Origin of the sequence: Pseudomonas sp. LM13 (assembly GCF_041381355.1) — a bacterium.
Classification (GTDB): Bacteria; Pseudomonadota; Gammaproteobacteria; order Pseudomonadales; family Pseudomonadaceae; genus Stutzerimonas; species Stutzerimonas frequens.
The window spans coordinates 65,293-88,014 of sequence record NZ_JACBXH010000017.1 but is presented as its reverse complement, the minus strand read 5'-3'; the positions used below and the strand labels follow the sequence as shown (position 1 = coordinate 88,014).

Below are 22,722 nucleotides of genomic sequence, written 5' to 3'. Positions count from 1 at the left end.
CCGCATACGCGGGCCGGGGGTTTGCTTTTGCGCCGAGAAAATGCTTGGACGGCCACTGGTTTGTGAAGGCCGATAAGTCACCGCAGCTACTCCTTTGGCGGAGGCCCAGCGCAATAGCTGCTGTGCATGGATCACGAAATTGCACGCTTCGCCATGACCAGATTGCGAGTGCATGACCTGGGCTGCTTCGGTCAATGCCTAGTTCATAGCAGGGCGGATAGGACCTTATAGCTGTTAGCGCAGCAACTGCCAGGAGCGTGCCAGCGACTGACCGAGACCTCACTGCTCAAACCTCGATTCCAAGCCGCCCGCCGTTCGCTAATCGCTGTTGCCCGAACCCAGCATGGTCTCTGGACGTACCCAATCGTCGAACTCATCACTAGTCAAATAGCCAAGCTCCAGCGCTGCCTCTCTCAAGGTGGCGCCTTCGGCATAAGCCTTCTTCGCGATCTCTGCCGCTCGGTCGTAGCCGATATGCGGATTCAGCGCAGTGACCAGCATGAGACCGCGCTCAAGATGTTCTGCGATGCGTGCCGGGTCGGGCTCGAGACCGGCGATGCAGTGGGTATTGAAGTTACGACAGCCATCGGACAGAAGCCGTATCGACTGGAGCAGGTTATGGATGATCACCGGCTTGAACACGTTGAGTTGCAGATGACCCTGGCTCGCTGCGAAGCTGATGGTCATGTCGTTGCCCATCACCTGGCAGGCGAGCATGGACAGCGCTTCGCACTGGGTCGGGTTGACCTTGCCTGGCATGATCGAGCTGCCAGGCTCGTTGGCTGGCAATCGCACTTCGGCGAAGCCTCCGCGAGGTCCTGAGCCGAGCAGACGAAGGTCATTGGCGAGTTTCATCAAGGCGACCGCCAGCGTCTTCAGCGCGCCGGAGAGCGCGACCAGTGGCTCGTGGCCGGCCAAGGCGGCGAACTTGTTCGGTGCCGAGACGAACGGCAGCCCGGACAGGGCGGCCAGCTCGGCTGCGATCGCTTCGGCGAAGCCATGTGGCGAGTTCAAACCGGTACCTACTGCGGTGCCGCCTTGCGCCAGTTCATAAACAGCCGGAAGGCACTGGCGAATCGTCCGCTCGGCGATGTCGAGCTGAGCGACGAATGCCGACATCTCTTGGCCGAAGGTGATCGGCGTGGCGTCCATCATATGGGTGCGCCCGGTCTTGATCAGCTTGTTGTGCCGCGCGGCCAGTTCGGCCAGCCCGCCGGACAGCTCGGCCAAAGCCGGAAGCAGCTCACCGTGGACCGCCTTGGCGGCGGCGATGTGCATCGCTGTGGGGAAGCAGTCGTTGGAGCTTTGCGCGCGATTGACGTGGTCGTTGGGATGCACGGGAGACTTGCCGCCACGCTTGCCACCGGCCAGCTCGTTGGCGCGACCGGCGATGACCTCGTTGACGTTCATGTTGCTCTGCGTGCCGCTACCGGTCTGCCAGACCACCAGCGGAAACTGGTCGTCGTGCTGGGCATGCAGGATCTCGTCGGCGGCCTGTTCGATCAGTCGCGCGACGTCGGGCGGCAGGTCGCCGATGCGGTTGTTGACCCTGGCTGCCGCCTTCTTGATCAGCGCCAGCGCATGTAGCACCTCGATCGGCATGCGCTCGGCACCGATTGCGAAATTGCTCAGCGAACGTTGCGTCTGGGCACCCCAGTAAGCCTGCTCCGGTACGTCGACCTGCCCCAGGCTGTCGGTTTCTATACGCGTCATGCCATGCTCCTGCTCGATATTGCTGGTTTAGGCCGCCTTGCGATGCCGGCGGTTCCATAGCCCGCCGGTCGTTGCTTGAGGCATTGGAACTCTCGGCGCAGAATGTGTCCATTGAGGGCTACCTATCGCCTTCCCAAGGGATTTCCAATGCCAACCTTACGTACCCAGGCGTTGCGCTGTGCAATTCTGTTTGTCTGCATCAGCTCTTCGGCATTGGCCGACACCGCCAGCCACGCCAGCAGCGCGGAGCGTTTCCTCAACCTGGCGAACGCCGATCGGCTTGCGGTGCCTGTCTATGCACAAGTACAGCAGATGTTCGCGCAGCGTTTCGCCGAGGCTCAGGCGCCCGAGAGCAAGAAGGCGATGCTCGAGCGCTATCAAGCCCAGGCCAACACCGCGCTGGACAAGGCCATAGGCTGGGACAAGCTGAAGCCCGATCTGGTGTCCCTGTATACCAGCCAGTTTTCCGAAACCGAGTTGAATCAGCTGATCGATTTCTATCAGTCGCCACTGGGCAAGAAGATGCTCGCCAAGCTGCCGGAGCTCAATGCACGGTCTGCCCAGCTAACCCAGGCCAAACTCGAAAGCGCGGTGCCGGAAGTGAACAAGCTGTTGGCCGACATGACGGCCGAACTCGAAAAACAGAAGCCTTGAGAGAGCAGGCAATGCGCAAACTCGATCTGATCCAAAACGCCCTGCAGGTTCTGCAGCCCGAGCATCTGGAAGTGCTCGATGAAAGCCACACTCACAGCCGCGGCCTGGAGACGCACTACAAGGCGGTCATCGTCAGCGAGCAGTTCGCGGGTCTGAATTCAGTCAAGCGGCACCAGAAAGCCTACGCCGCCATGGGCCCGCTGATGCAGCAGATCCATGCACTCGCCCTGCACACCTACACGCCGGAAGAATGGGCCCAGCAGCGTGTGGCTCCGGCATCACCGGTTTGCGCCGGTGGGCATAAATAGAGGCGACAACGGACGGGAAACATCCCGGATGTTCTTTGCTAGAATCGCGCTCGCGCCGGCCCACGCCGGCGCTTTCGTTTGTATCCGGTCCACCCTTTACGCGGGTGACCACTGGTGGAAAACCCCATGACACGAAAAATCGTTGTGGCAGCGCTTTACAAGTTCGTATCGCTGCCGGACTACGTCGCCTTGCGTGACCCTCTCTTCGCGACGCTTACCGAGAACGGCATCAAGGGCACCCTGCTGCTGGCGGAGGAGGGCATCAATGGCACGGTATCCGGAACCCGCGAGGCGATCGATGCGCTGCTCGACTGGTTTCGCCGCGACCCTCGCCTGGCTGACATCGACCACAAGGAATCCTACTGCGACGAACAGCCGTTCTATCGCACCAAGGTGAAGTTGAAGAAGGAGATCGTCACGCTGGGCGTACCCGGTGTCGATCCCAATCAGCGGGTCGGTACCTACGTCGAGCCGCGGGATTGGAACGCGCTGATCGACGATCCCGAGGTTCTGCTGATCGACACCCGCAACGACTACGAAGTGGCGATCGGTACCTTCGAGGGCGCGATCGATCCGCAGACCAAGTCGTTCCGCGAATTCCCCGATTACATCAAGGCGCATTACGACCCGGCGAAGCACAAGAAGGTCGCGATGTTCTGTACCGGCGGCATTCGCTGCGAGAAGGCCTCGAGCTACATGCTTGGCGAAGGGTTCGAAGAGGTTTATCACCTCAAGGGCGGCATTCTCAAATACCTGGAAGAGGTACCCGAGGCCGAGTCGCGCTGGAAGGGCGACTGCTTCGTGTTCGACAACCGGGTCACCGTTCGCCATGACCTGAGTGCCGGTGAGTTCGACCTGTGTCATGCCTGCCGCGCCCCGCTGTCCGTGGAAGACCGGCAATCGGAGCACTACGCTGCCGGTATCAGCTGTCCGCATTGCTGGGACACTCTGAGCGAGAAGACGCGAGCCGGTGCGCGCGAACGGCAGAAGCAGATCGAGCTGGCCCGCCAGCGCAACCAGCCTCACCCCATCGGCCGTGATCCGCGGGAGCAGGAACGCTGATTCACACCAGCCCGCGAGCACGCCAAGCAGTAAGGGGAGTAACGAAGTGGCCCGACTGATCTATGTGATGGATCCGATGTGTTCGTGGTGCTGGGGCTTCGCTCCCGTGCTGCAGGGCCTTGTCGAGCAGGCCGCGGAGCACGGTGTGCCGCTCGTGCTGAAGGTCGGCGGCCTGCGCCGGGAACATGTCGCGATGGATGAGGCCGGGCGCTCGCGCACGCTGTCCTACTGGCAAGCTGTGCATAACGCCACTGGACAGCCATTCGATTTCGAGGGCGGTTTTCCGGCGGGATTGATCTACAACACCGAGCCTGCATGCCGAGCCCTGGTCGCCGCGCGCGGGCTCGATGAAAGCCGGGTCTGGCCGCTGTCGCTGCTGATCCAGCAGGCCTTCTACCAGCAGGGGCGTGATGTCACGCAAGCCGCGCTGCTGGTGGAGCTGGCCGAGGCGGCTGGGTTCTCCCGCGAGCGCTTCGCCGAGCGCTATGACGACCCGGCCACCAAGGCCGAAACGTCAGCGGATTTCAGCTGGGCCGAGAATCTTGGTATCGCCGGGTTCCCGACGCTGCTCGCCGAGCACCAGGGCCAACTGGCACTGCTCACCAACGGCTATCAGCCGCTGACAGTACTGGCCCCATTACTTGGCCGCTGGCTGGAGCACAACGCGCATGCCTGACCAGCTCAGTTGGGCGGAGATTCGCCGCCTTGCGCTGCGCCACCGCAAGGCCTTGATTCTGGCCAACCTGGTCGCGGTTCTGGCCACGCTCTGCAGCGTGCCGATCCCCTTGCTATTGCCGTTGCTGGTAGACGAAGTGCTGCTCGGCACCGGCGATGCGGCACTGCGCGTGATGGATCGCTTCCTGCCCCCCAGCTGGGAAACGGCGGCCGGCTACATCGGCCTGATGCTCGGTATAACCCTGCTGCTGCGGGCCTCGGCCCTGGTCTTCAACGTCTTGCAGGCGCGGCTGTTCGCCCGGCTGTCGAAGGACATCGTCTATCGCATACGCGTGCGGCTGATCGAGCGTCTCAAACGCATCGCCCTCGGTGAGTACGAGAGCCTCGGCGGTGGTACGGTTGCGACTCATCTGGTCACCGATCTGGAGACCATCGACAAGTTCATCGGTGACACCCTCAGTCGTCTGCTAGTGGCAGTGCTATCGATCATCGGCACAGCGGCCATTCTGATATGGATGCACTGGCAGCTGGCGCTGCTGATCCTGCTTTTCAACCCGCTGGTGATCTACGCCACCGTGCAGCTGGGCAAGCGGGTGAAGCACCTGAAGAAGCTGGAGAACGACAGCACCTCGCGCTTCACCCAGGCGCTTACCGAAACCCTCGATGCGATACAGGAAGTCCGTGCGGGCAACCGCCAGGGATTCTTCCTTGGTCGACTGGGGCTCCGGGCGCGGGAGGTCCGCGACTACGCCGTCGCTTCGCAGTGGAAGACCGACGCCTCCAATCGCGCCAGCGGCCTGCTGTTCCAGTTCGGCATCGACGTGTTCCGTGCCGCGGCGATGCTGACCGTACTGTTCTCCGATCTGTCGATTGGCCAGATGCTCGCCGTATTCAGCTACCTCTGGTTCATGATCGGACCGGTGGAGCAATTGCTGAGCCTGCAATACGCCTTCTATGCCGCCGGCGGCGCTTTGGGGCGGATTAATCAGCTGCTGGCCCGCGCGGACGAGCCGCAGTATCCGGGTGGGCGGGATCCTTTCGCTAATCAAGCAACGGTTGCGATCGATGTGCGGGGTTTGACGTTCGCCTATCAGGATGAACCGGTACTGGAGGGTCTGGACCTCAGCGTTGCCGCTGGCGAGAAGGTGGCGGTCGTAGGCGCCAGCGGTGGCGGCAAGAGCACGCTGGTGCAACTATTGCTGGGGCTGTATCAACCTCAGTCCGGCGAGATTCGCTTCGGCGGCGTACCGCTGGAAGAGATCAGCCTGGGCGTTGTGCGCGACAACGTCGCCGTTGTGCTGCAGCACCCGGCGCTGTTCAACGATACGGTGCGGGCCAACCTGACCATGGGCCGGGAACGCGACGACCATCAGTGCTGGCGCGCGCTGGAGATCGCTCAACTTGCCGAGACCGTTCGCCAGTTACCGGATGGGCTCGACAGCATAGTGGGTCGCTCCGGCGTTCGTCTGTCCGGCGGTCAGCGCCAGCGGTTGGCCGTGGCGCGGATGGTGCTGGCCGAACCGAAGGTGGTGATCCTCGACGAAGCCACCTCGGCGCTCGACGCTGCCACCGAATATGCCCTGCACCAGGGACTCAACCGCTTTCTGCAGGGGCGTACGACGCTGATCATCGCGCACCGCCTGTCGGCCGTGAAGCAGGCGGACAGGGTGCTCGTCTTCGATGGCGGACGGATCGCCGAGGAGGGTGATCATCTGCAGTTGATCGCCGAGGGTGGTCTCTACGCGCGTCTTTACGGGCATCTACAGCATTAGTCCGAGCCCGATGCGGTCATTGCGGTCGGCCAACCGGCATCGGCCGATTTCGCTCGGCTACCGTCAGTCTTAAGGCGCCCAAAAAAACCAGACGAAACGCTCAACTATTAGTAATCTCGGCCGACTTCCCGATTGTGCTTTTTCGTGGGATTTCTCTGATGGAACCAGTGCAGAACCTATTTACCAATCTCTCGGTCGGCAAGAAGCTCATCGCCGGATTTGGCGTCGTGCTCCTGCTTACTGCAGGCGTGGCCGCCACCGGCTTTGTTGCAGTCGAGGAGATCCTTGGCCGGGCGCTACAGATCGAGCAGCTGTCCAGCGTCAACGCGTCGATCCTGTCGGCGCGCGGCGCCGAGCGTGACTACGCTCTGACGCGTCAGCAATCCTCGGCCGATGCGCTGCACGCATCATTGCAGCAACTCGGTACCGAGCTGGCAGGCTTGGCGAGTACTTCAAGTACGCAGGAGCGGGCCTACCTGACACGTATTCAGCAGGCTGCAGAAGAGTACAGCCGGCAATTCGACCGTTACATGGCGCTGATCGAGCGTGGCGTGAAGCTGCGCACGCGCATGCAGGAGACTGCTCAGGTCAGCCGTGAAGAGTTCGAATTCATCGAGCTGGACATGTACGACGCCGTGCGCGTGCTGCGCCTGGAAGGTGATCGCCTCAAGGGCAGCGATCCGCTGACGGTGGCCGAGGCGACCTCGGGGCTGACCAAGCAGATTCTGGACATGCGTACCCTGGAGAATGTCTACGTTGCCAACAGCTCGGATGAAGCGGCAAAGAGCTGGAGCGACTTGCACGGGAACGTGACCACCATCGGCAGCAATCTGAAGATCTGGCTGAACGATGACCAGAAGGCTTCCATGGACAAGGCCTTGGCCGAGCTGGACCAGTACAAGCTGGCGTTCGACGAGTTTCGTCAGAATCGTAGCGAACGCCTCGCGCTCGAACAGTCGATGGCTCAGCAGTCCGAAGTGGTAATCGCAGCTGCCGACGAGGCTTTGGCTAATGCCAGCAGCGCTATGCAGCAACAGAAAAGCAGCAGCTACATGTTGCTCGGCGTGATTGGCGCGCTGGCCATTCTCGTCGGCCTGCTGGCCGCCACGGTCATTTCGCGAATGATCGTCGGCCCGCTTCGCAGCACCGTCCAGCAAGCTCAGCGCGTTGCTGCTGGCGACCTGACCCATTCCCAGGCGAGCGCGCGTCGCGATGAGGTCGGCCAGCTGCAGAACGCCATGCACGACATGACCAACAGCCTGCGTAACCTGATCGGGCGCATCGGTGGCGGCGTTAGCCAGATCGCCGCGGCGGCTGACCAGCTTTCGGCAGTGACCGCGCAGACCAGCACTGGTGTGCAGACCCAGCGTGTCGAGACCGAGCAGGTGGCGACTGCGATGCACGAGATGGCGGCGACGGTGCAGGAGGTCGCGCGCAACGCTGAACAGGCTTCTACCGCGGCGCGGCAGGCTGACCAGCAGGCTCGCCAGGGTGATCGGGTGGTGCGCGATGCAGTCGGGCAGGTCGGCAGTCTGGCCGGAGAGGTGGACCAGTCGGCACACGCCATCGAAGCGCTGCACGCCGAAAGCGGGCGGATCGGCAGCGTGCTCGAAGTCATTCGTGCGGTCGCCGAGCAGACCAATCTATTGGCACTGAACGCGGCCATCGAGGCGGCTCGCGCTGGCGAGCAGGGCCGCGGCTTCGCTGTTGTTGCGGACGAAGTGCGCGCCCTGGCGCGGCGCACCCACGACTCCACCGAAGAGATCGAAGGCCTGATCGGCAATCTGCAGCGCGTTGCGCAGCAGGCGGTGGAACAGATGCAGAGCAGTCGTTCGCTCACCCAGCGCACCGTCGAGTTGGCTAACGAAGCGGGTGTTGCGTTGGGGCGGATCACCGAGTCGGTCTCCACCATCGAGCAGATGAACCAGCAGATCGCCGCGGCGGCCGAGCAGCAGAGCGCGGTAGCCGAGAGCATTTCCGAAAGCGTGACGCGCGTGCGTGATATCGGCGACCAGAGCGCCAGTGCCACGGAGCAGACTGCCGGGGCCAGCGCCGAGCTGGCACGCCTGGGGCTGGAGTTGCAGGAACTGGTTCGTCAGTTCCGCACCTGAGCGCGGCCGCTGGTGCTTCCTGTCATCAGCGGCGGCCATTCAATTCGGCGGCCCAGGCTGCCAGCGGCAATGCCGGCTCCTGGTGCCAGATACGCTCCCAGATGCTGAGCAGCCGACTCATGTCGTCCCGGTTGGCCGGCAAGCGCTCGGGGGCACGGATGAGCCGCCAATCTTCGTTGCTACGTTTGGCCAGCGGGAAACGGAAGGGATGGAAGCCGGTCATGCCGAGCCTCAAATCGGTGACCAGTAACTGATCGCCATCCTTGTCGTAGCGCAGTACATCGCCGGTGAACCATCGCAGGCGTTGGTGCTGCGGCGATTCCTGCAGCGCGTCGGCAAGGTGCTCGTTGCGCGGGAGACGCACCAGGCTCGGCGGCGCAGCGTCCAGCCAGCTGACCAGCGTTTCGTAGTAGTGCTCGCCGTCCACCAGAATCACCCGCCAGAGCAGGCTGTTGAACGGCGTCGGCGTGCTGAACATCCGCTCGACCTCGATGCCCTGGCGGCTGATGCTCGCTTGCACGCGCTGCTCGGCCATCTGTTTGCCGGCAAGAGTGAAGCCCAGGTAGCAGCTGGTCAGCAACAGCGCGTACGCCGGCCATCGGGCGGTGCGGCCATGCAGGCCGAACAGCGCGCCGGCCAGCACCGCGATCAGCAGCGGCACGCTGTAGAGCGGGTCGATGATGAAGATGCTGGACCAGGCGATCGGTGGGGTGGTCAGCGGCCATAGCAGCTGCGTGCCATAGCTGGTGAAGGCGTCCAGCAGCACATGGGTGATCAGCACCAGCCAGATGGTGAGGAATAGTCGGGTGCCGGAGTATCGCTCGTCGGGGCGGAATCGCCGGATCAGCCAGGTCAGCAACACGGCGAGCAGGCTGAGGACGAACAGCGAATGGCTGAAGCCGCGGTGATAGGTCATGTTGGCGACTGCATCGCCGTAGTCGATGACCACGTCGAGGTCGGGCAGGGTGCCGAGCACGGAGCCGTAGGCGAGCGCCTTGCGGCCTTGCCAGCGTCCGAGCATCGCGCCCTGTACGCTGGCGCCAAGTAAGGCCTGGGTGATCGAGTCCATATGCAGATCCCTGGGGGCGGGGAAATTACCTTAGCCGAAGCGCCGGCGGCACCTGATCGGCAAATTTCGAAAAAGTATGTCGTGGTTCGGCACGGCGTAGGACAATCGCCAGCTCAATCGTCCATGGCGCACTCCATGCTGGAAATTTCCAATACCGTGCAGCTGCCGGATGCCGAGATCGAATTGACCGCGATACGCGCCCAGGGTGCCGGCGGGCAGAACGTCAACAAGGTGTCCAGCGCGTTGCACCTGCGTTTCGACATCCGGGGCTCGTCACTGCCGGCGTTCTACAAAGAACGTTTGCTGGCGCTGCGCGACAGTCGCATCACCGCGGAGGGTGTAGTCATCATCAAGGCGCAGCGCTACCGCACCCAGGAGCAGAATCGTCTCGATGCGCTCGAGCGGCTGGCGGAGCTGATTCGCAGCGTCGGCAAAGTGGAGAAAGCCCGGCGCCCGACCAAGCCGACCCTGGGCTCGAAGAGGCGCCGTCTGGAGGGCAAGAGCAAACGCGGTGCGATCAAGGCCGGGCGCGGGCGGGTGGACTACTAAGCCCTCAGGTGCCGGTGCGCACCTCGTCTGTTGCCTCGGCGGGAGGCATGTCGTCCAGCTCGCTTTCGTTGGCCGGTTCGTGGCTGGCAGCGTCTTCCGGGGTGTCGGGCATCAGCTCCATGACCGTGGGACTGGTGCGCAGGATCGGCGTGAAGTGGCCGTGCGGTTCGGTGACCAAGTCGAACACCTTGCGCGGCCGGTAGAACGCATAGAATGCCAGCACGCCGAGGCCTACCGCGAAGAACAGCGGCAGGGCGATGGGGCCGGCCAGATGCATCAGGCCGCCGGCCGCCACCGGGCCCAGCGCGGCGCCGAAGCCGTTGGCCAATAGCAGGCCGCTGGAGCCGGACAGAATCTCGTCGGGATTGAGCTGATCGACCATCTGCGCGACGGCGATGGAGTAGATGGAAAAGGCCAGCCCGCCCCAGACGAACATCAGCCCCAGCAGCAACGGGCTGGCCATCAGCGGTGCTACGGCGAGCGCGAGAATGGCGGCCAGCGCCACCACCCAGAGCAGCACGGTGCGCCGCTCATGTTTGTCGGAAAACAGCCCGATCGGCCACTGCAGCACGGCGCCGCCGAGGATGGTGATGCTCATCAGCAGGCCCACACCGGCCGCATCGAAGCCGATCTCGCTGGCGTACACCGGCGCCAGGCCCCAGAACCCGCCGAGGACGAAGCCGGATACCCCGGCCGCCATCAGCGGCAGCGGGGCGATGCGCGCCAGTTGCAGCAGGTCGGTCGGGGGAATGTCGGGCAGGGTCGGCTGCGGCTGGCGGGTCAGGGTGATGGGCATCATCGCGCCGCCGATGAGGATGGTCGCCAGGGCAAACAGGGTGAATTCCATCGGGCTGTCGAGCCCCAGCAACTGCTGCGCAGCCGCCAGGGCACCCAGATTGACCGCCATGTATACGGCAAATACCTGGCCGCGCTTCTCGCCGCTGACCTGGGCGTTGAGCCAGCTCTCGATGACCATGTACAGCGTCACCAGCGCGATGCCGTAGACCACCCGCAACACCAGCCATACCCACGGATTGACGATCATCACGTGCAGCAGCACGGCGGTGGCCGCCAGCGAGGCGTAGAAGGAAAAGGTGCGGATGTGCCCAACCCGCCGGATCAGCGAAGGCGCCAGCCAGGTGCCGACGAGAAAACCGGCGAAATAGCCGGACATCAGCAGGCCAACCATCCCTGTCGAATAGCCTTCGGCCACGCCGCGCAGGGTCAGGAGTGTGTTGAGTAGCCCGTGGCCGAGCAGCAGCAGAGCCACACCGGCGAGCAGTGAACTGATGGGAGCGATCAAGGACGTCATGCGGTAACCCTAGGCAGCGAAGCCGGTGAAGGCAAGTCCAGGTGCGTCGGACGCTGGCCGATGATGTGACCTAACTTACTAATTTTCATAACAAGGTCGTGGGAAGCGGCGGCTGGTAGGGCCGACGCTCCCTGCGTTGTGCATTTGGCAGCCGGGGCCATTCAGGATTCCCGCAGCGTCGCGCACTGCAATGGCTTGGCATGGCGCACGGCCTGGTTCAGCGACTGCACGGCTTCGACCATCGCCTCGCGGTCGAGCACGCCGGTCAGGCTGATCGCCGCCTGGTCGACCACCGCCTGGGCATGGCGCAGCAGCACCCGTTCGGTATCGGCATCCTCGGCGGCGTAGAGCAGGTTCTTGCAGGCCTGCAGCAGTGCTTGCAGAACCTGTAGGTCGTCAGCGCCATAGCGGCGCTGCGGGCCGAAGGTCATCTGCAGCAGCTGATGCAGATTCAGCTCGCGGATCAAAATCCGCGGTCGATCCTCGGCGCGGGCGACCTCGTGGTCGGGCATCTGCATGCGCTCGGCCAGCAGTACGCCCAGCATGTCGATCGCCTTGATCGCCGTTCCCGGGTCGTTGATCCCCGGGCTCAGGGCGCGCACGGCGATTTCGACGATCTGCTTGAAGCCAAAGAAGAAGTGCCGCTGCGCGTACTCCTCGACATAGAAGTCGAAACAGTCGAGCAGACGGTTCGTGCAGTTCTCGTCGAGTTCACGGTCGATGCGTATCAATGGATGTCCGGGCATGACGAAGAAGCCGTAGTGCACCTGCACGGTCATGCGCGCGTCCTGCTCTTCGAGGAGGTCCTGGGCGGCGGCGACGTTCAGCGCCTTGAAGTAGCCCGAGCGCCGCGCACGCACGACTGTCCATTGCGCGTCGTCCGGCCAGGCCGGCGCATGGCTGTCTTGTAGCTGACGGCGGCGTGCGCGCAGCTGGCCGAGGGTCTGTTTGTAGACGCGGTTGAGGATGAAATCCACCTGGATCGACAGCGAAATGGAACGGATGAAGTACACGAACAGACACAGGCAGATCACCGCGAGCCCCAGCGCCAGGAAGATGCCCAGGCTCGGTACGTTGATGTCGTCGCCTTCCTGAATGGTCGAGATCAGCATCAGCGAATCGATGATCGTGCCGAGATAGACGCCGAGCACCACCTGATGACTGCGGCTGCTGATCAGGCCGGGAATGACCCGCGGCGACAGCGAGGAGGCGGCCGAGTTGAGCACCACCATCACCATCGAGAAGCTGAACACCATCAGCGAAATGATTCCGCCGACCAGGGTGCCGAGGATCAGTCGGGCATTCTCGGCGTTCTTCACCAGGCCGAGGTCCAGATCTTCCTTGTACGGCTGCAGCCAGGTCATCTCCAGCAGGATCGTCACGACGCAGAGAACTGCCAGGCCCACCGCGATCAGGGTCGGGTAGAAGGCGATGCTGCCGGTGACGCGGTGATACAGGCGAAACAGCCTGTTGGTCAGTGATGGCATGGCAGCTCCCTGCGGTGATCCGGCGATACGTGTCTACCGCCGTTCGGCAGCAAGCGGCGACTATCGTTCGCTTCAGGCCGGGCCGTCGGCCACGAGGGTCGCGATCAGCGCACGCACGCTGCCGGGCAGCGCGTCCAGTTCGCGAACCAGAATGCTGCGCTCGCGCACCGCCCAGGGTTCGTCCAGCGTCACCAGCGCGAGCTGCATGGTGCGGCTGTGCCGGCGCGCTGCCGACTCGGGAATGATGCCGATGCCCACACCGGCCTCGATCATCCGACAAACCGCCTCGAAGCTGGAGACCTGGATGCGCAGGGAAAGCTGGCCACCCAGTTTTTCCACTTGGTCGCGCAGAAAGGTCAGCAGGGTGCTGCCCTCGTGCAGGCCGATGTGCTGGTAGGTCAGCGTCTGACGCAGCGTAACCTGTCGCTCGCCTGCCAGCGGATGGCCGATCGGCACTGCCAACAACAGGCGGTCGGTGCTGAAGTGCAGCACCTGAAGCCCCTCTGCGCGTACCGGCCCGGCGATGATGCCCATGTCGGTGCTGCCGTCGAGCACACCGCGGACGATGTCGCGGCTCAGACGCTCCTGCAGGTCAACGCTTACGCCGGGGCGCTCGGCGAGAAATCCGGCCAGCACCTCCGGCAGGAATTCGGTTACGGCCGTGGTGTTGGCGAAGATGCGGATGTGACCGGCCGAGTCGGTGCCGTATTCGGTGAACTCGCTTTTCAGGTAGTCCACCTGGCGCATGATCAGCCGCGCATGCTGCAGCAACTTGTGGCCGGCCGGCGTCAGCTCGACACCGCGGCTGTCGCGGTAAAGCAGGCGGCTGTCGAGCTGGCCTTCCAGCGCCTTGATGCGCGCACTGGCGGCTGCCGGCGAGAGGTGTGCGCGTCGTGCGCCCTGGGTCAGGCTGGGGGACTCGGCAATGTGGATGAACAGGCGCAGGTCGGCCAGATCGAAGTGCATAGACGCCTCGGTTTGGGCTAGGTGTTCAGCTTAGCCGAACGCTGGTGTCGGTAAATACAAATTCTCGGAACGCCGGCTTCGTAGCATCCTCCAGCGAAACAAGACAACAGCGGAAACCCGACGATGACCGATACCTCTGCCTGGATTGGCCGCAGTGAAGAAGTCCACGACCAGCTCAGCCGCAACCTGCTGATGCGCATCGCCGCGACCTTCGGCGAAAGCACTCCCGCCCATGGCGAAGCGTTGCCACCGCTGTGGCAATGGTGCTTCTTCCAAGAGCCGGTTGCCGAAAGCGGCCTCGGCGAGGATGGCCACCCGGCGCGCGGTGGCTTCCTGCCGCCGGCGGACAACCGCAACCGCATGTGGGCCGGCGGCCGGGTCGAATTCCTGCGTCCGCTGGAAGCCGGCGGCGAGGCGCGACGCGTGTCTACCATCAAGCACATCGAGGAGAAACAGGGCCGCACCGGCGCGCTGCTGTTCGTCACCGTGCAGCACGACTATCTGCAGGACAGCCGGCTGGCGATCCGCGAGGAACAGGACATCGTCTACCGTGAGCCCACCCCGCCGAAAACCAGCAGCGGCGAACCCATGGTCGCCGGTGGCTGGCGCGAAGCGGTCACGCCGACGCCGACGCTGCTGTTCCGTTATTCGGCGGTCACCTTCAACGGCCATCGCATCCATTACGACTGGCCCTACGTCACCGAGACCGAAGGCTATGCCGGCCTGGTCGTTCACGGCCCGCTGATCGCCACCTTGAACCTGCGCGCCTTCTGCCGCGCCAATCCCGACGCCCGCCTGCGCCGCTTCGCCTACCGCGGCCTGCGCCCGCTGATCGCACCGCAGCCGTTCGAGGTCGGCGGGCGCATTGTCGCGCCGGGCAAGGCCGAACTCTGGGCCGGCGATCACAACGGCCTGGCGCAGAAAGCCGAAGTGGAATTCGACTGAGGTGTATGGCGGCACTCCGCCCCCTCACCCTAACCCTCTCCCCAAGGGGGCGAGGGGACTGGTCGGTGTCCGGCTTTAGATTGGTGTACACGCGATGCCATCTGCCAAGGCATAACCTCCGACCGTACACCGGATAGCCCCCTCGCCCCTCTGGGGAGAGGGCTGGGGTGAGGGGCGACCTCTCTAACAACGAGAACGTATCGAGATGACGACGAAGCACAACTACCAAGACGCCAGGCACGAAGAACTCAATTTCATCCGCGAAGGCGTGCGTGCCCTCTGTGCCGAATTTCCCGCCGAGTACTGGCGCAGGATCGATGAGGAAAAGGGCTTCCCGGAAGCCTTCGTCACCGCCATGACCGAGGCCGGCTGGCTCTCGGCGATGATCCCGGAACAATACGGCGGCTCCGGCCTGGGCCTGGCCGAGGCCTCGGTGATCCTCGAGGAGGTCAACCGTTGCGGTGGCAACTCCGGGACCATCCACGGGCAGATGTACAACATGTTCACCCTGCTCAGAAACGGCAGCGAGGAGCAGAAGCGCTACTACTTGCCGAAGCTGGCGAGCGGCGAGCTGCGCCTGCAGTCCATGGGCGTCACCGAGCCGACCACCGGCACCGACACCACCAAGATCAAGACCACCGCCGTGCGCCAGGGCGACAAGTACGTGATCAACGGGCAGAAGGTGTGGATCTCGCGCATCCAGCATTCCGACCTGATGATCCTGCTGGCGCGTACCACGCCGCTGGCCGAGGTGCAGCGCAAGTCCGAAGGCATGTCGATCTTCCTCGTCGACCTGCGCGAGGCCATCGGCAACGGCCTGACCGTGCAGCCGATCGCCAACATGGTCAACCACGAGACCAACGAGCTGTTCTTCGACAACCTGGAGATTCCCGCCAGCAGCCTGATCGGCGAGGAGGGCAAGGGCTTTCGCTACATCCTCGACGGTCTGAATGCCGAGCGCACGCTGATCGCCGCCGAGTGCATCGGCGATGGCCGCTGGTTCGTCGAGAAGTCCGCGCAGTACGCCCGCGACCGTGTGGTATTCGGCCGGCCCATCGGGCAGAACCAGGGCGTGCAGTTCCCCATCGCCGAAGCGCATATCGAGATCGAGGCCGCCGACCTGATGCGCTGGCGCGCCTGCGAGGAATACGACGCCGGTCGCAACGCTGGGGCGGCGGCCAACATGGCCAAGTACCTGGCAGCGAAGGCCAGCTGGGAGGCGGCCAATGCCTGCTTGCAGACCCACGGCGGCTTCGGCTTCGCCAACGAGTACGACGTCGAGCGCAAGTTCCGCGAGACTCGGCTGTACCAGGTGGCGCCGATCTCCACCAACCTGATCCTGTCATACGTAGCCGAGCACTTGCTCGAGCTGCCGCGTTCGTTCTAACGGAGCCAGACGTAGGGTGGAAAACGGCGAAGCCTTTTCTACGCGTATCGAACAGGCGACACAGGTGGTGGAAATGCTTCGCGATTTCCACCCCTACGAAAGAGGGAAGTGCGTCATGAATATCAGCCATCTCGACTACTTGGTGCTGACCGTTGCCGATATCGAGGCCGCGGTGGACTTCTACACCCGCGTGCTCGGCATGCAGGCGGTGACCTTCGGCGCAGGGCGCAAGGCGCTGGCCTTCGGCAGCCAGAAGATCAACCTGCACCAGGCCGGGCGCGAATTCGAGCCCAAGGCCGAGCGGCCGACGCCGGGTTCGGCGGACCTCTGCTTCATCGTTGCCACACCGCTGGCCGAGGTGATCGCACACCTCCAGGCGCAGCAGGTCGCCATCGTCGAAGGTCCGGTGCAGCGCACCGGCGCGGCCGGACCGATCCGCTCGGTGTACCTGCGCGACCCCGACCAGAACCTCATCGAACTATCCAATCCGTTAGAGAATCCGCTGGAGCCCAACGCATGAGCCAGCACACCCGTGCCCTGACCGAATTCCTCGCCGGGCTCGCCTATGAGCAGATCCCCGAACCGGTGCTTGCCCGCACCGAAGACCTCTTTCTCGATTGGCTCGGCTCGGCCCTGGCCAGCGCCGGCTCGCATCCGATTCCGCTGTTCGAGCGTTACGCGCAGAAGATGGGTCCGGCCGAAGGCCCGGCGCGCATTCTGGTCAACGGCCAGAGCAGCTCGGCCTATTTCGCCGCGCTGGTGAATGCCACCAGCTCGCATCTGGTGGAGCAGGACGACCTGCACAACAGCTCCGTGCTGCACCCGGCCACCGTGGTGTTTCCTGCTGCGCTGGCGGCGGCGCAGGATCTCGGCAAGTCCGGCCGCGAGCTGCTGGTGGCCTCGGTGGCAGGCTACGAGGCGGGCATCCGCATCGGCGAGTTCCTCGGCCGCTCGCATTACCGCATCTTCCACACCACCGCGACGGTCGGCACCCTGGCCGCGGCGGTGGCCGTTGGCAAGCTGATGGATTTCGACCAGCAGCAGTTCACCCATCTGCTCGGCAGCGCCGGTACGCAAGCGGCGGGGCTGTGGGAGTTTCTCCGTGACGCGGCGGACTCCAAGCAGCTGCACACCGCCAAGGCGGCTGCCGATGGCCTGCTCGCCGCCTACCTGACCGCCGATGGCCTGACCGGCGCGCAAGACATCCTCGAAGGCGAGCAGGGCATGGCGGCGGGCATGTCCCGCGATGCCGAGCCGAGCAAGCTGTCCGACCGGCTCGGCAGCCGCTGGGCGCTGGCGGAAACCTCGTTCAAGTTCCACGCCTCCTGCCGCCATACCCACCCGGCGGCCGATGCGCTGCTGGCGCTGATGCAGCGCGAAGGGCTCGGGGCCGATGACATCGCGTCGGTCACCACCCGCGTGCACCAGGGCGCGATCGACGTGCTCGGCCGCGTGACGGTGCCGCTGACAGTGCATCAGGCCAAATTCTCCATGGGCACCGTGCTGGGGCTGATCGCCCTGTACGGCAAGGCCGGCCTGACCGAATTCCACAGCCATGCGCTCAGCGACCCGCGCGTCGGCGAGTTCCGCGAGAAGGTCTCGATGACGCTCGATCCCGAGGTGGACGGCGCCTACCCAGCACGCTGGCTCGGTCGCGTCGAAGTGACCACCGCCGATGGCCGCACGCTGCACGGCGCCATCGACGAGCCGAAGGGAGACCCGGGCAACACGCTGAGCCGCGCCGAGCTGGAGGACAAGTTCCGCCGCCTGGTGCAGTTCTCCGCGGCGCGCAGCGATGACCAGGCGGGCGTGCTGATCGATACGGTCTGGCGCCTGCGCGAGAGCGGGAATTTAGACATGTTGAGGTGACCGTAGGGTGGGCTTCAGCCCACCACAGGTAACACGCTCCGGTGGACTGAAGCCCACCCTACTAGAAGCGCAATCGTAGGGTGGATGACGGCGAAGCCTCATCCACCAAAGTGGCGCCAGAGTGCCCAGGGGCTTGAACAGACGCGTGGAAAAGGCTTCGCCGTTTTCCACCCTACGCCGAATTTGCAGGAACCGAACATGAACGACACTCAAGTCAAACCCCGCCCACTCGATGGCATCACCGTGGTCAGCCTCGAGCACGCCATCGCCGCGCCGTTCTGCACGCGCCAGCTGGCCGACCTCGGCGCACGGGTGATCAAGATCGAGCGGCCCGGTGCCGGCGACTTCGCCCGCGGCTACGACGAGCGGGTCGATGGGCTGGCCTCGCATTTCGTCTGGACCAACCGCTCGAAGGAAAGCCTGAGCCTGGACGTAAAACAGGACGCTGCTGCCCAGGTGCTCGACCAGCTCCTGGCCAAGGCCGACGTGCTGGTGCAGAACCTGGCGCCCGGTGCCGCGGCGCGCATGGCGCTCTCCTTCGAGGCGCTGCATGAGCGCTTTCCGCGGCTGATCGTCTGCGACATTTCCGGCTACGGCGAGGGTGGCCCCTACGAGCAGAAGAAGGCCTACGACCTGCTGATCCAGAGCGAGGGCGGCTTTCTCTCCGTCACCGGCGGGCCGGGTGAGACCGAGATGGCCAAGGCCGGCTGCTCCATTGCCGATATCGCCGCCGGCATGTACGCCTACACCGGCGTGCTTTCGGCGCTGATGCTGCGCGACAAGACGGGCGAGGGCAGCCGCGTCGACGTTTCCATGCTCGAAAGCCTGGTGGAGTGGATGGGCTACCCGTTGTATTACGCCTACAAGGGCGCGACGCCGCCGCCGCGTGCCGGCGCCGCCCACGCCACCATCTACCCCTACGGCCCGTTCCCCACCGGCGACGGCGGCACGGTGATGCTCGGTCTGCAGAACGAGCGTGAGTGGCTGGCGTTCTGCGACAAGGTGCTGCTGCAGCCGGAACTGGCGCAGGACGAGCGCTTCTCGAGCAACGCCCGGCGTTCCGAGCATCGCACCGAATTGCGTGCACTTATCGTCGAGGCGTTCAGCCACCTGAGCGCCGAGGAGGTGATCGCCCGGCTGGATGCCGCGTCCATCGCCAATGCGCATGTCAATGACATGGCCGGTGTCTGGGCGCATCCGCAGCTCAAGGCCCGCCAGCGCTGGAGCGAGGTGGACAGTCCGGCCGGTCGCCTGCCTGCGCTGCTGCCGCCGGGGCGCAACAGCGCCTTCGCCCCGCGCATGGACCCCATCCCCGCGCTGGGCCAGCACACCGACGCGCTGCTGAGCGAACTCGGCTACGCGCCGGGCGATATCCAGCGCCTGCACGAGCAGGGCGCGGTATGAGCGTGCCCAGGAGCCAGCCCATGAACTCATCGATCATCCGTAGCGCGCTGTTCGTCCCGGCGACCCGCCCGGAGCGCATTTCCAAGGCGCTGGCGAGCGGCGCCGACGCGGTCATCGTCGACCTTGAAGACGCCGTGGCAGAAAGCCTCAAGGCCGAGGCACGTGGCAACCTCGAAGCCTTTCTCGCCGCCACTCCGGACGCACGCGTGCTGGTGCGCATCAATGCGCCGACGCATCCCGAGCAGGCCGCCGACCTGGCGCTCTGCGCACACTATCCCGGCGTCGCTGGCGTGCTGCTGCCGAAAGTGGAAAGCGCGGTGCAGGTGGCGTTGGCGACCGGCTGCGGCAAGCCGGTGTGGCCGATCATCGAGAGCGCGCGCGGGCTGGCGCATCTGGCGGAAATCGCCCACGCCCACGGCGTCGAGCGGCTGTCGTTCGGCTCACTGGACCTGGGGCTGGACCTCGGCCTGGCCAGCGGCAGCGCAGCGGCCGAGCGGATTCTCGATCAGGCACGTTACGCGCTGCTGCTGCAGTCGCGTCTGGCCGGGCTGGCCGCACCGCTGGACAGTGTCTTCCCCGACATCAAGAACCTGCACGGCCTCGCCCAGGCAGTAGCCGATGCCCGCGACATGGGCTTCGGCGGGCTGCTGTGCATCCATCCCGGCCAAATCGCCGTGGTGCATGAAACGCTGATGCCCAGCGCCGCCGAACTCGACTGGGCACACCGCATCCTCGCCGCCGGCGCCAGTGGCGACGGGGTCTTCGTAGTAGACGGACAGATGGTCGATGCCCCCGTCATCGGCCGCGCCCGTCGCTTGCTGCAACGTGCCGGGCAAGCGGTGCCCTGACCGCAACGCTTGCCCGCGAAACGTACCAACCGACAAAAACAAGAGGGTACTTCCATGCTGAGTAACAAGCTCAAGGCACTCGCCTGCGCGCTTTCTTTCACCGTCGCCGGGCTGGTGCATGCAGATCCCGTGACCATCAAATTCGCCCACGTAGTAGCGGACAACACACCGAAGGGGCAGGGCGCCCTGTTGTTCAAGAAACTCGCCGAGGAGCGCCTGCCGGGCAAGGTGAAGGTCGAGGTCTACCCGAACTCGTCGCTGTTCGGCGACGGCAAGGAAATGGAGGCCCTGCTGCTCGGTGACGTGCACATGCTGGCGCCGTCGCTGGCCAAGTTCGAGCATTACGCCAAGGCCATCCAGATCTATGACCTGCCGTTCCTGTTCGACGACCTGGCGGCAGCCGATCGTTTCCAGAGCGGCCCGCAGGGCAAGGCGCTGCTGCGCGCGATGGAGGACAAGAACATCACCGGTCTGGCCTACTGGCACAACGGAATGAAGCAGCTCTCGGCGAACAAGCCGCTGCGCGAGCCGAAGGATGCCCGCGGGCTGAAGTTCCGCGTACAGGCCTCGGCAGTGCTCGACGAGCAGTTCAAGGCGGTGCGCGCAAACCCCCGCAAGATGAGCTTCGCCGAGGTCTACCAGGGCTTGCAGACCGGCGTGGTCAATGGCACCGAGAACACCTGGTCGAACTATGAAAGACAGAAGGTGCACGAGGTCCAGCCTTACATGACCGCCTCCGACCACGGCCTGATCGACTACATGGTGATTACCAACACCAAGTTCTGGAACGGCCTGCCGGAAGACGTGCGCGGCGAGCTGGAAACGATCATGGAAGAGGTCACCGCTGAGGTGAACCGCCAGGCCGACGACCTCAACCAGCAGGCGCGCCAAGCCATCGCCGCCTCCGGCAAGACCGAAATCATCGAACTGACCCCCGAGCAACGCGCCCAGTGGCGCGAGGCGATGAAACCGGTGTGGAAGAAGTTCGAGAGCGACATCGGCGGCGAGCTGATCGAAGCGGCGCAGGCGGCCAACCGCTCCTGAGCCTCCAGAGGCACCAAGCGGCGGAGAACGAACGGGCCTGTCCGATGTGACCGGCCCGTTTTTTTTTTGCCTTCAGCTTTTCGCCGGAATCGGCAGTAATGCCAGCGGCGCCAGTTCGTCATGCAGGCGGTTGATGCGCTCCAGCAGATCGTTGACCGCACGGCGGTCACGGTCGTTCTGCAGGTCCGTATCCGCTGCGTCGCGCAGTGCCGCCAATTCATCCACGTAGGCCTCCAGCTGGTCGCTGGAGGCCTGCCCGTGCAAGGCAGTCTTCAGGCACTGCATCAGCGCCATGACGATCGCCGGGTCATTGCTGCCATAGGTTCGGATCGGGTCGAGGATAAGCGTCAGCCGTCGTTGCGGGCTCAGCTGTGGATAGAACAGCCTGGGCTTGCCATTGTCGATGCAGCCCACGTCCAGCGGCGGGACGCCCCCAGGCGACCGAGCAACACACCGTGCAGATTGAGGACGCGTATTGCCGTGCCCGGGTCGTTGATCGACGGGCTGATGGCCTTTACCGCGATTTCGGTCATCTGCCGCATGCCATAGAAAACGTTGGCGCCGGCGAACTCTTCATCGTGGAAATCGAAGCAGTCGAGTACCTGTCGGGTTCGCCGGGCATCCAGTTCGGTGCTGACCTTGAGCAACGGATGCCCTTCGACCAGAAAGAAGCCGGGCTCCACCTGTAGCACCGCCTGCAGATCGTCCGGCCCCAAGAGCTCCCGCAGGCGTTGCTCGTTGACCTCGCGCAGATAGCCGGGCGTGACCGCTTCGATGCAGTACCAGTCGCGGTCATCCGGCGCCGCGGTGATCGACCCCAGGCGCTCGCAACGCTGCGCCAGGTTATGGCAGGCGCTGCGGTAGAGCTGGCCGACGATCCAGTCCACCTGGATGGACTGCGAGATGGAACGGATGAATACGACGAACAGGGCCATACAGCCCAGGCCCATCAGTACGGCGAGCAGCACGCCGAGCGCAGGCAGGCTATCGGGTTCGTTCTTGTTGATGAAGGCGATCATCAGCAGGAAGAACAGGATGCAGCCCAGGTAGTTGCCGAGGATCAGCTGGTTGCGCCGATCGCTGATCAGTCCGGGCAGCACGCGCGGGGGCAGTCGCGAGGCGGCCCCATTGAGCACGACCATGACCATGGAAAAGCTGAACACGGTCAGCGAAATGATGCTGGTGATGAGCGTGCCGAGGATTTCCCGGGCGTTGTCCGCCTCTGCCAGGCCGGACGGCAGCATGTTTCGCCAGGCGTGAGCCAGGTCGGTCGTTTCGAAGAGCAGGACGAGACCGCCCAGCATGAAGTAGCCGGCCGGAATCACGGTGGGGTAGAAGACGATGCTCTGGGGGATCCGCTGCAGCTGACGAAACAGGGCATTGCTTGGTGCTGACATGGTGGCTCCCGGCGATGGCTGTTACGAATTGAGACAGCAGCCCTCGGCAAATGGCCGCGAAACAGTGTCTATGCTTGGAGAGTGGCCGCTAGTCGCGGCCGCTGCGGTATTCGGCATCGGCTGAAGCAGACGTCTGACAGGCGCGTGGTT

At 64.3% G+C, this 22,722-nt stretch carries 22 protein-coding genes and 1 pseudogene; 15 read left to right on the top strand and 8 right to left on the bottom strand.

Annotated elements, in window-relative coordinates; all coding sequences use genetic code 11:
• Together HZR81_RS12750 and HZR81_RS12745 are read right to left on the bottom strand one after the other, a co-directional pair.
• Positions 1-195 (bottom strand): hypothetical protein (locus tag HZR81_RS12750; RefSeq protein WP_500128294.1); only part of this gene is annotated, 195 nt, incomplete at its 3' end.
• Positions 196-318: 123 nt separating this feature from the next.
• The gene (locus tag HZR81_RS12745) at positions 319-1,713 is read right to left on the bottom strand and encodes a class II fumarate hydratase (protein WP_500128293.1); all 1,395 of its coding nucleotides are present in this window, start codon (positions 1,711-1,713) and stop codon (positions 319-321) included.
• Positions 1,714-1,860: 147 nt separating this feature from the next.
• Between HZR81_RS12745 and HZR81_RS12740 the strand changes: the two genes are divergently transcribed.
• The 7 genes and pseudogenes from HZR81_RS12740 to HZR81_RS12710 all read left to right on the top strand — a co-directional run bounded on the left by HZR81_RS12740 (position 1,861) and on the right by HZR81_RS12710 (position 8,295).
• Positions 1,861-2,367 carry a DUF2059 domain-containing protein gene (locus HZR81_RS12740; protein ID WP_500128292.1) on the top strand — a complete coding sequence of 169 codons (507 nt, stop codon included), beginning with the start codon at positions 1,861-1,863 and terminating at the stop codon, positions 2,365-2,367.
• A gap of 11 nt (positions 2,368-2,378) precedes the next feature.
• Entirely contained in the window at positions 2,379-2,675 is a 297-nt protein-coding gene (locus tag HZR81_RS12735; protein ID WP_013982451.1) for a BolA family protein, read from the top strand.
• A 126-nt stretch (positions 2,676-2,801) separates the two neighbouring features.
• The gene (trhO, locus tag HZR81_RS12730) at positions 2,802-3,737 is read left to right on the top strand and encodes an oxygen-dependent tRNA uridine(34) hydroxylase TrhO (protein ID WP_500128291.1); all 936 of its coding nucleotides are present in this window, start codon (positions 2,802-2,804) and stop codon (positions 3,735-3,737) included.
• Positions 3,738-3,783: 46 nt separating this feature from the next.
• The gene (locus tag HZR81_RS12725; protein ID WP_500128290.1) at positions 3,784-4,413 is read left to right on the top strand and encodes a DsbA family protein; all 630 of its coding nucleotides are present in this window, start codon (positions 3,784-3,786) and stop codon (positions 4,411-4,413) included.
• Entirely contained in the window at positions 4,406-6,184 is a 1,779-nt protein-coding gene (locus HZR81_RS12720; protein ID WP_500128289.1) for an ABC transporter ATP-binding protein, read from the top strand. The genes HZR81_RS12725 and HZR81_RS12720 overlap by 8 nt, the downstream gene beginning before the upstream one ends.
• 158 nt (positions 6,185-6,342) lie before the next feature.
• Positions 6,343-7,437, top strand: a pseudogene (locus tag HZR81_RS12715) (HAMP domain-containing protein); the annotation flags it as partial.
• A complete protein-coding gene (locus tag HZR81_RS12710; protein ID WP_500128295.1) occupies positions 7,423-8,295 on the top strand; it encodes a methyl-accepting chemotaxis protein in 873 nt (290 codons plus the stop codon). The pseudogene HZR81_RS12715 and the gene HZR81_RS12710, both read left to right, overlap by 15 nt.
• Before the next feature lie 25 nt (positions 8,296-8,320).
• Here the strand turns inward: HZR81_RS12710 and HZR81_RS12705 are convergent, their stop codons facing one another.
• Positions 8,321-9,364: a metal-dependent hydrolase gene (locus HZR81_RS12705; RefSeq protein ID WP_500128288.1), complete on the bottom strand. Its 1,044-nt coding sequence runs from the start codon at positions 9,362-9,364 to the stop codon at positions 8,321-8,323.
• Positions 9,365-9,499: 135 nt separating this feature from the next.
• Between HZR81_RS12705 and arfB the strand changes: the two genes are divergently transcribed.
• The gene (arfB, locus tag HZR81_RS12700) at positions 9,500-9,913 is read left to right on the top strand and encodes an alternative ribosome rescue aminoacyl-tRNA hydrolase ArfB (RefSeq protein WP_500128287.1); all 414 of its coding nucleotides are present in this window, start codon (positions 9,500-9,502) and stop codon (positions 9,911-9,913) included.
• A gap of 4 nt (positions 9,914-9,917) precedes the next feature.
• Here arfB and HZR81_RS12695 read toward each other — a convergent pair whose 3' ends face one another.
• The 3 genes from HZR81_RS12695 to HZR81_RS12685 all read right to left on the bottom strand — a co-directional run bounded on the left by HZR81_RS12695 (position 9,918) and on the right by HZR81_RS12685 (position 13,678).
• On the bottom strand, positions 9,918-11,225 hold the full coding sequence (locus HZR81_RS12695) for an MFS transporter (protein WP_125886418.1): 1,308 nt from the start codon (positions 11,223-11,225) through the stop codon (positions 9,918-9,920).
• A gap of 161 nt (positions 11,226-11,386) precedes the next feature.
• Positions 11,387-12,712, bottom strand: a complete 1,326-nt coding sequence (locus HZR81_RS12690) for a DUF2254 domain-containing protein (protein ID WP_500128286.1) — start codon at positions 12,710-12,712, stop codon at positions 11,387-11,389.
• 72 nt (positions 12,713-12,784) lie between these two features.
• Positions 12,785-13,678, bottom strand: a complete 894-nt coding sequence (locus HZR81_RS12685; RefSeq protein WP_500128285.1) for a LysR family transcriptional regulator — start codon at positions 13,676-13,678, stop codon at positions 12,785-12,787.
• A 123-nt stretch (positions 13,679-13,801) separates the two neighbouring features.
• Between HZR81_RS12685 and HZR81_RS12680 the strand changes: the two genes are divergently transcribed.
• The 7 genes from HZR81_RS12680 to HZR81_RS12650 all read left to right on the top strand — a co-directional run bounded on the left by HZR81_RS12680 (position 13,802) and on the right by HZR81_RS12650 (position 21,175).
• Positions 13,802-14,623, top strand: coding sequence for an HTD2 family dehydratase (locus tag HZR81_RS12680; protein WP_230724843.1), 822 nt, complete (start codon positions 13,802-13,804; stop codon positions 14,621-14,623).
• A 205-nt stretch (positions 14,624-14,828) separates the two neighbouring features.
• Positions 14,829-16,010 (top strand): acyl-CoA dehydrogenase family protein, encoded by a 1,182-nt coding sequence (locus tag HZR81_RS12675; RefSeq protein WP_500128284.1) that lies wholly within the window; start codon positions 14,829-14,831, stop codon positions 16,008-16,010.
• A gap of 115 nt (positions 16,011-16,125) precedes the next feature.
• Positions 16,126-16,530 carry a VOC family protein gene (locus HZR81_RS12670; RefSeq protein ID WP_500128283.1) on the top strand — a complete coding sequence of 135 codons (405 nt, stop codon included), beginning with the start codon at positions 16,126-16,128 and terminating at the stop codon, positions 16,528-16,530.
• Entirely contained in the window at positions 16,527-17,879 is a 1,353-nt protein-coding gene (locus HZR81_RS12665) for an MmgE/PrpD family protein (protein WP_500128282.1), read from the top strand. The genes HZR81_RS12670 and HZR81_RS12665 overlap by 4 nt, the downstream gene beginning before the upstream one ends.
• 198 nt (positions 17,880-18,077) lie before the next feature.
• Positions 18,078-19,283 (top strand): CaiB/BaiF CoA transferase family protein, encoded by a 1,206-nt coding sequence (locus HZR81_RS12660; protein ID WP_500128281.1) that lies wholly within the window; start codon positions 18,078-18,080, stop codon positions 19,281-19,283.
• A gap of 20 nt (positions 19,284-19,303) precedes the next feature.
• Entirely contained in the window at positions 19,304-20,131 is an 828-nt protein-coding gene (locus tag HZR81_RS12655; protein WP_234302506.1) for an HpcH/HpaI aldolase/citrate lyase family protein, read from the top strand.
• 54 nt (positions 20,132-20,185) lie between these two features.
• A complete protein-coding gene (locus HZR81_RS12650; protein WP_500128280.1) occupies positions 20,186-21,175 on the top strand; it encodes a TRAP transporter substrate-binding protein in 990 nt (329 codons plus the stop codon).
• 72 nt (positions 21,176-21,247) lie between these two features.
• Here HZR81_RS12650 and HZR81_RS12645 read toward each other — a convergent pair whose 3' ends face one another.
• Both HZR81_RS12645 and HZR81_RS12640 read right to left on the bottom strand, forming a co-directional pair.
• On the bottom strand, positions 21,248-21,589 hold the full coding sequence (locus HZR81_RS12645; protein ID WP_500128279.1) for a hypothetical protein: 342 nt from the start codon (positions 21,587-21,589) through the stop codon (positions 21,248-21,250).
• Positions 21,541-22,572 (bottom strand): DUF2254 domain-containing protein, encoded by a 1,032-nt coding sequence (locus HZR81_RS12640; protein WP_500128278.1) that lies wholly within the window; start codon positions 22,570-22,572, stop codon positions 21,541-21,543. Before HZR81_RS12640 ends, HZR81_RS12645 begins: the two co-directional genes overlap by 49 nt.
• Positions 22,573-22,722 lie beyond the last annotated feature (150 nt).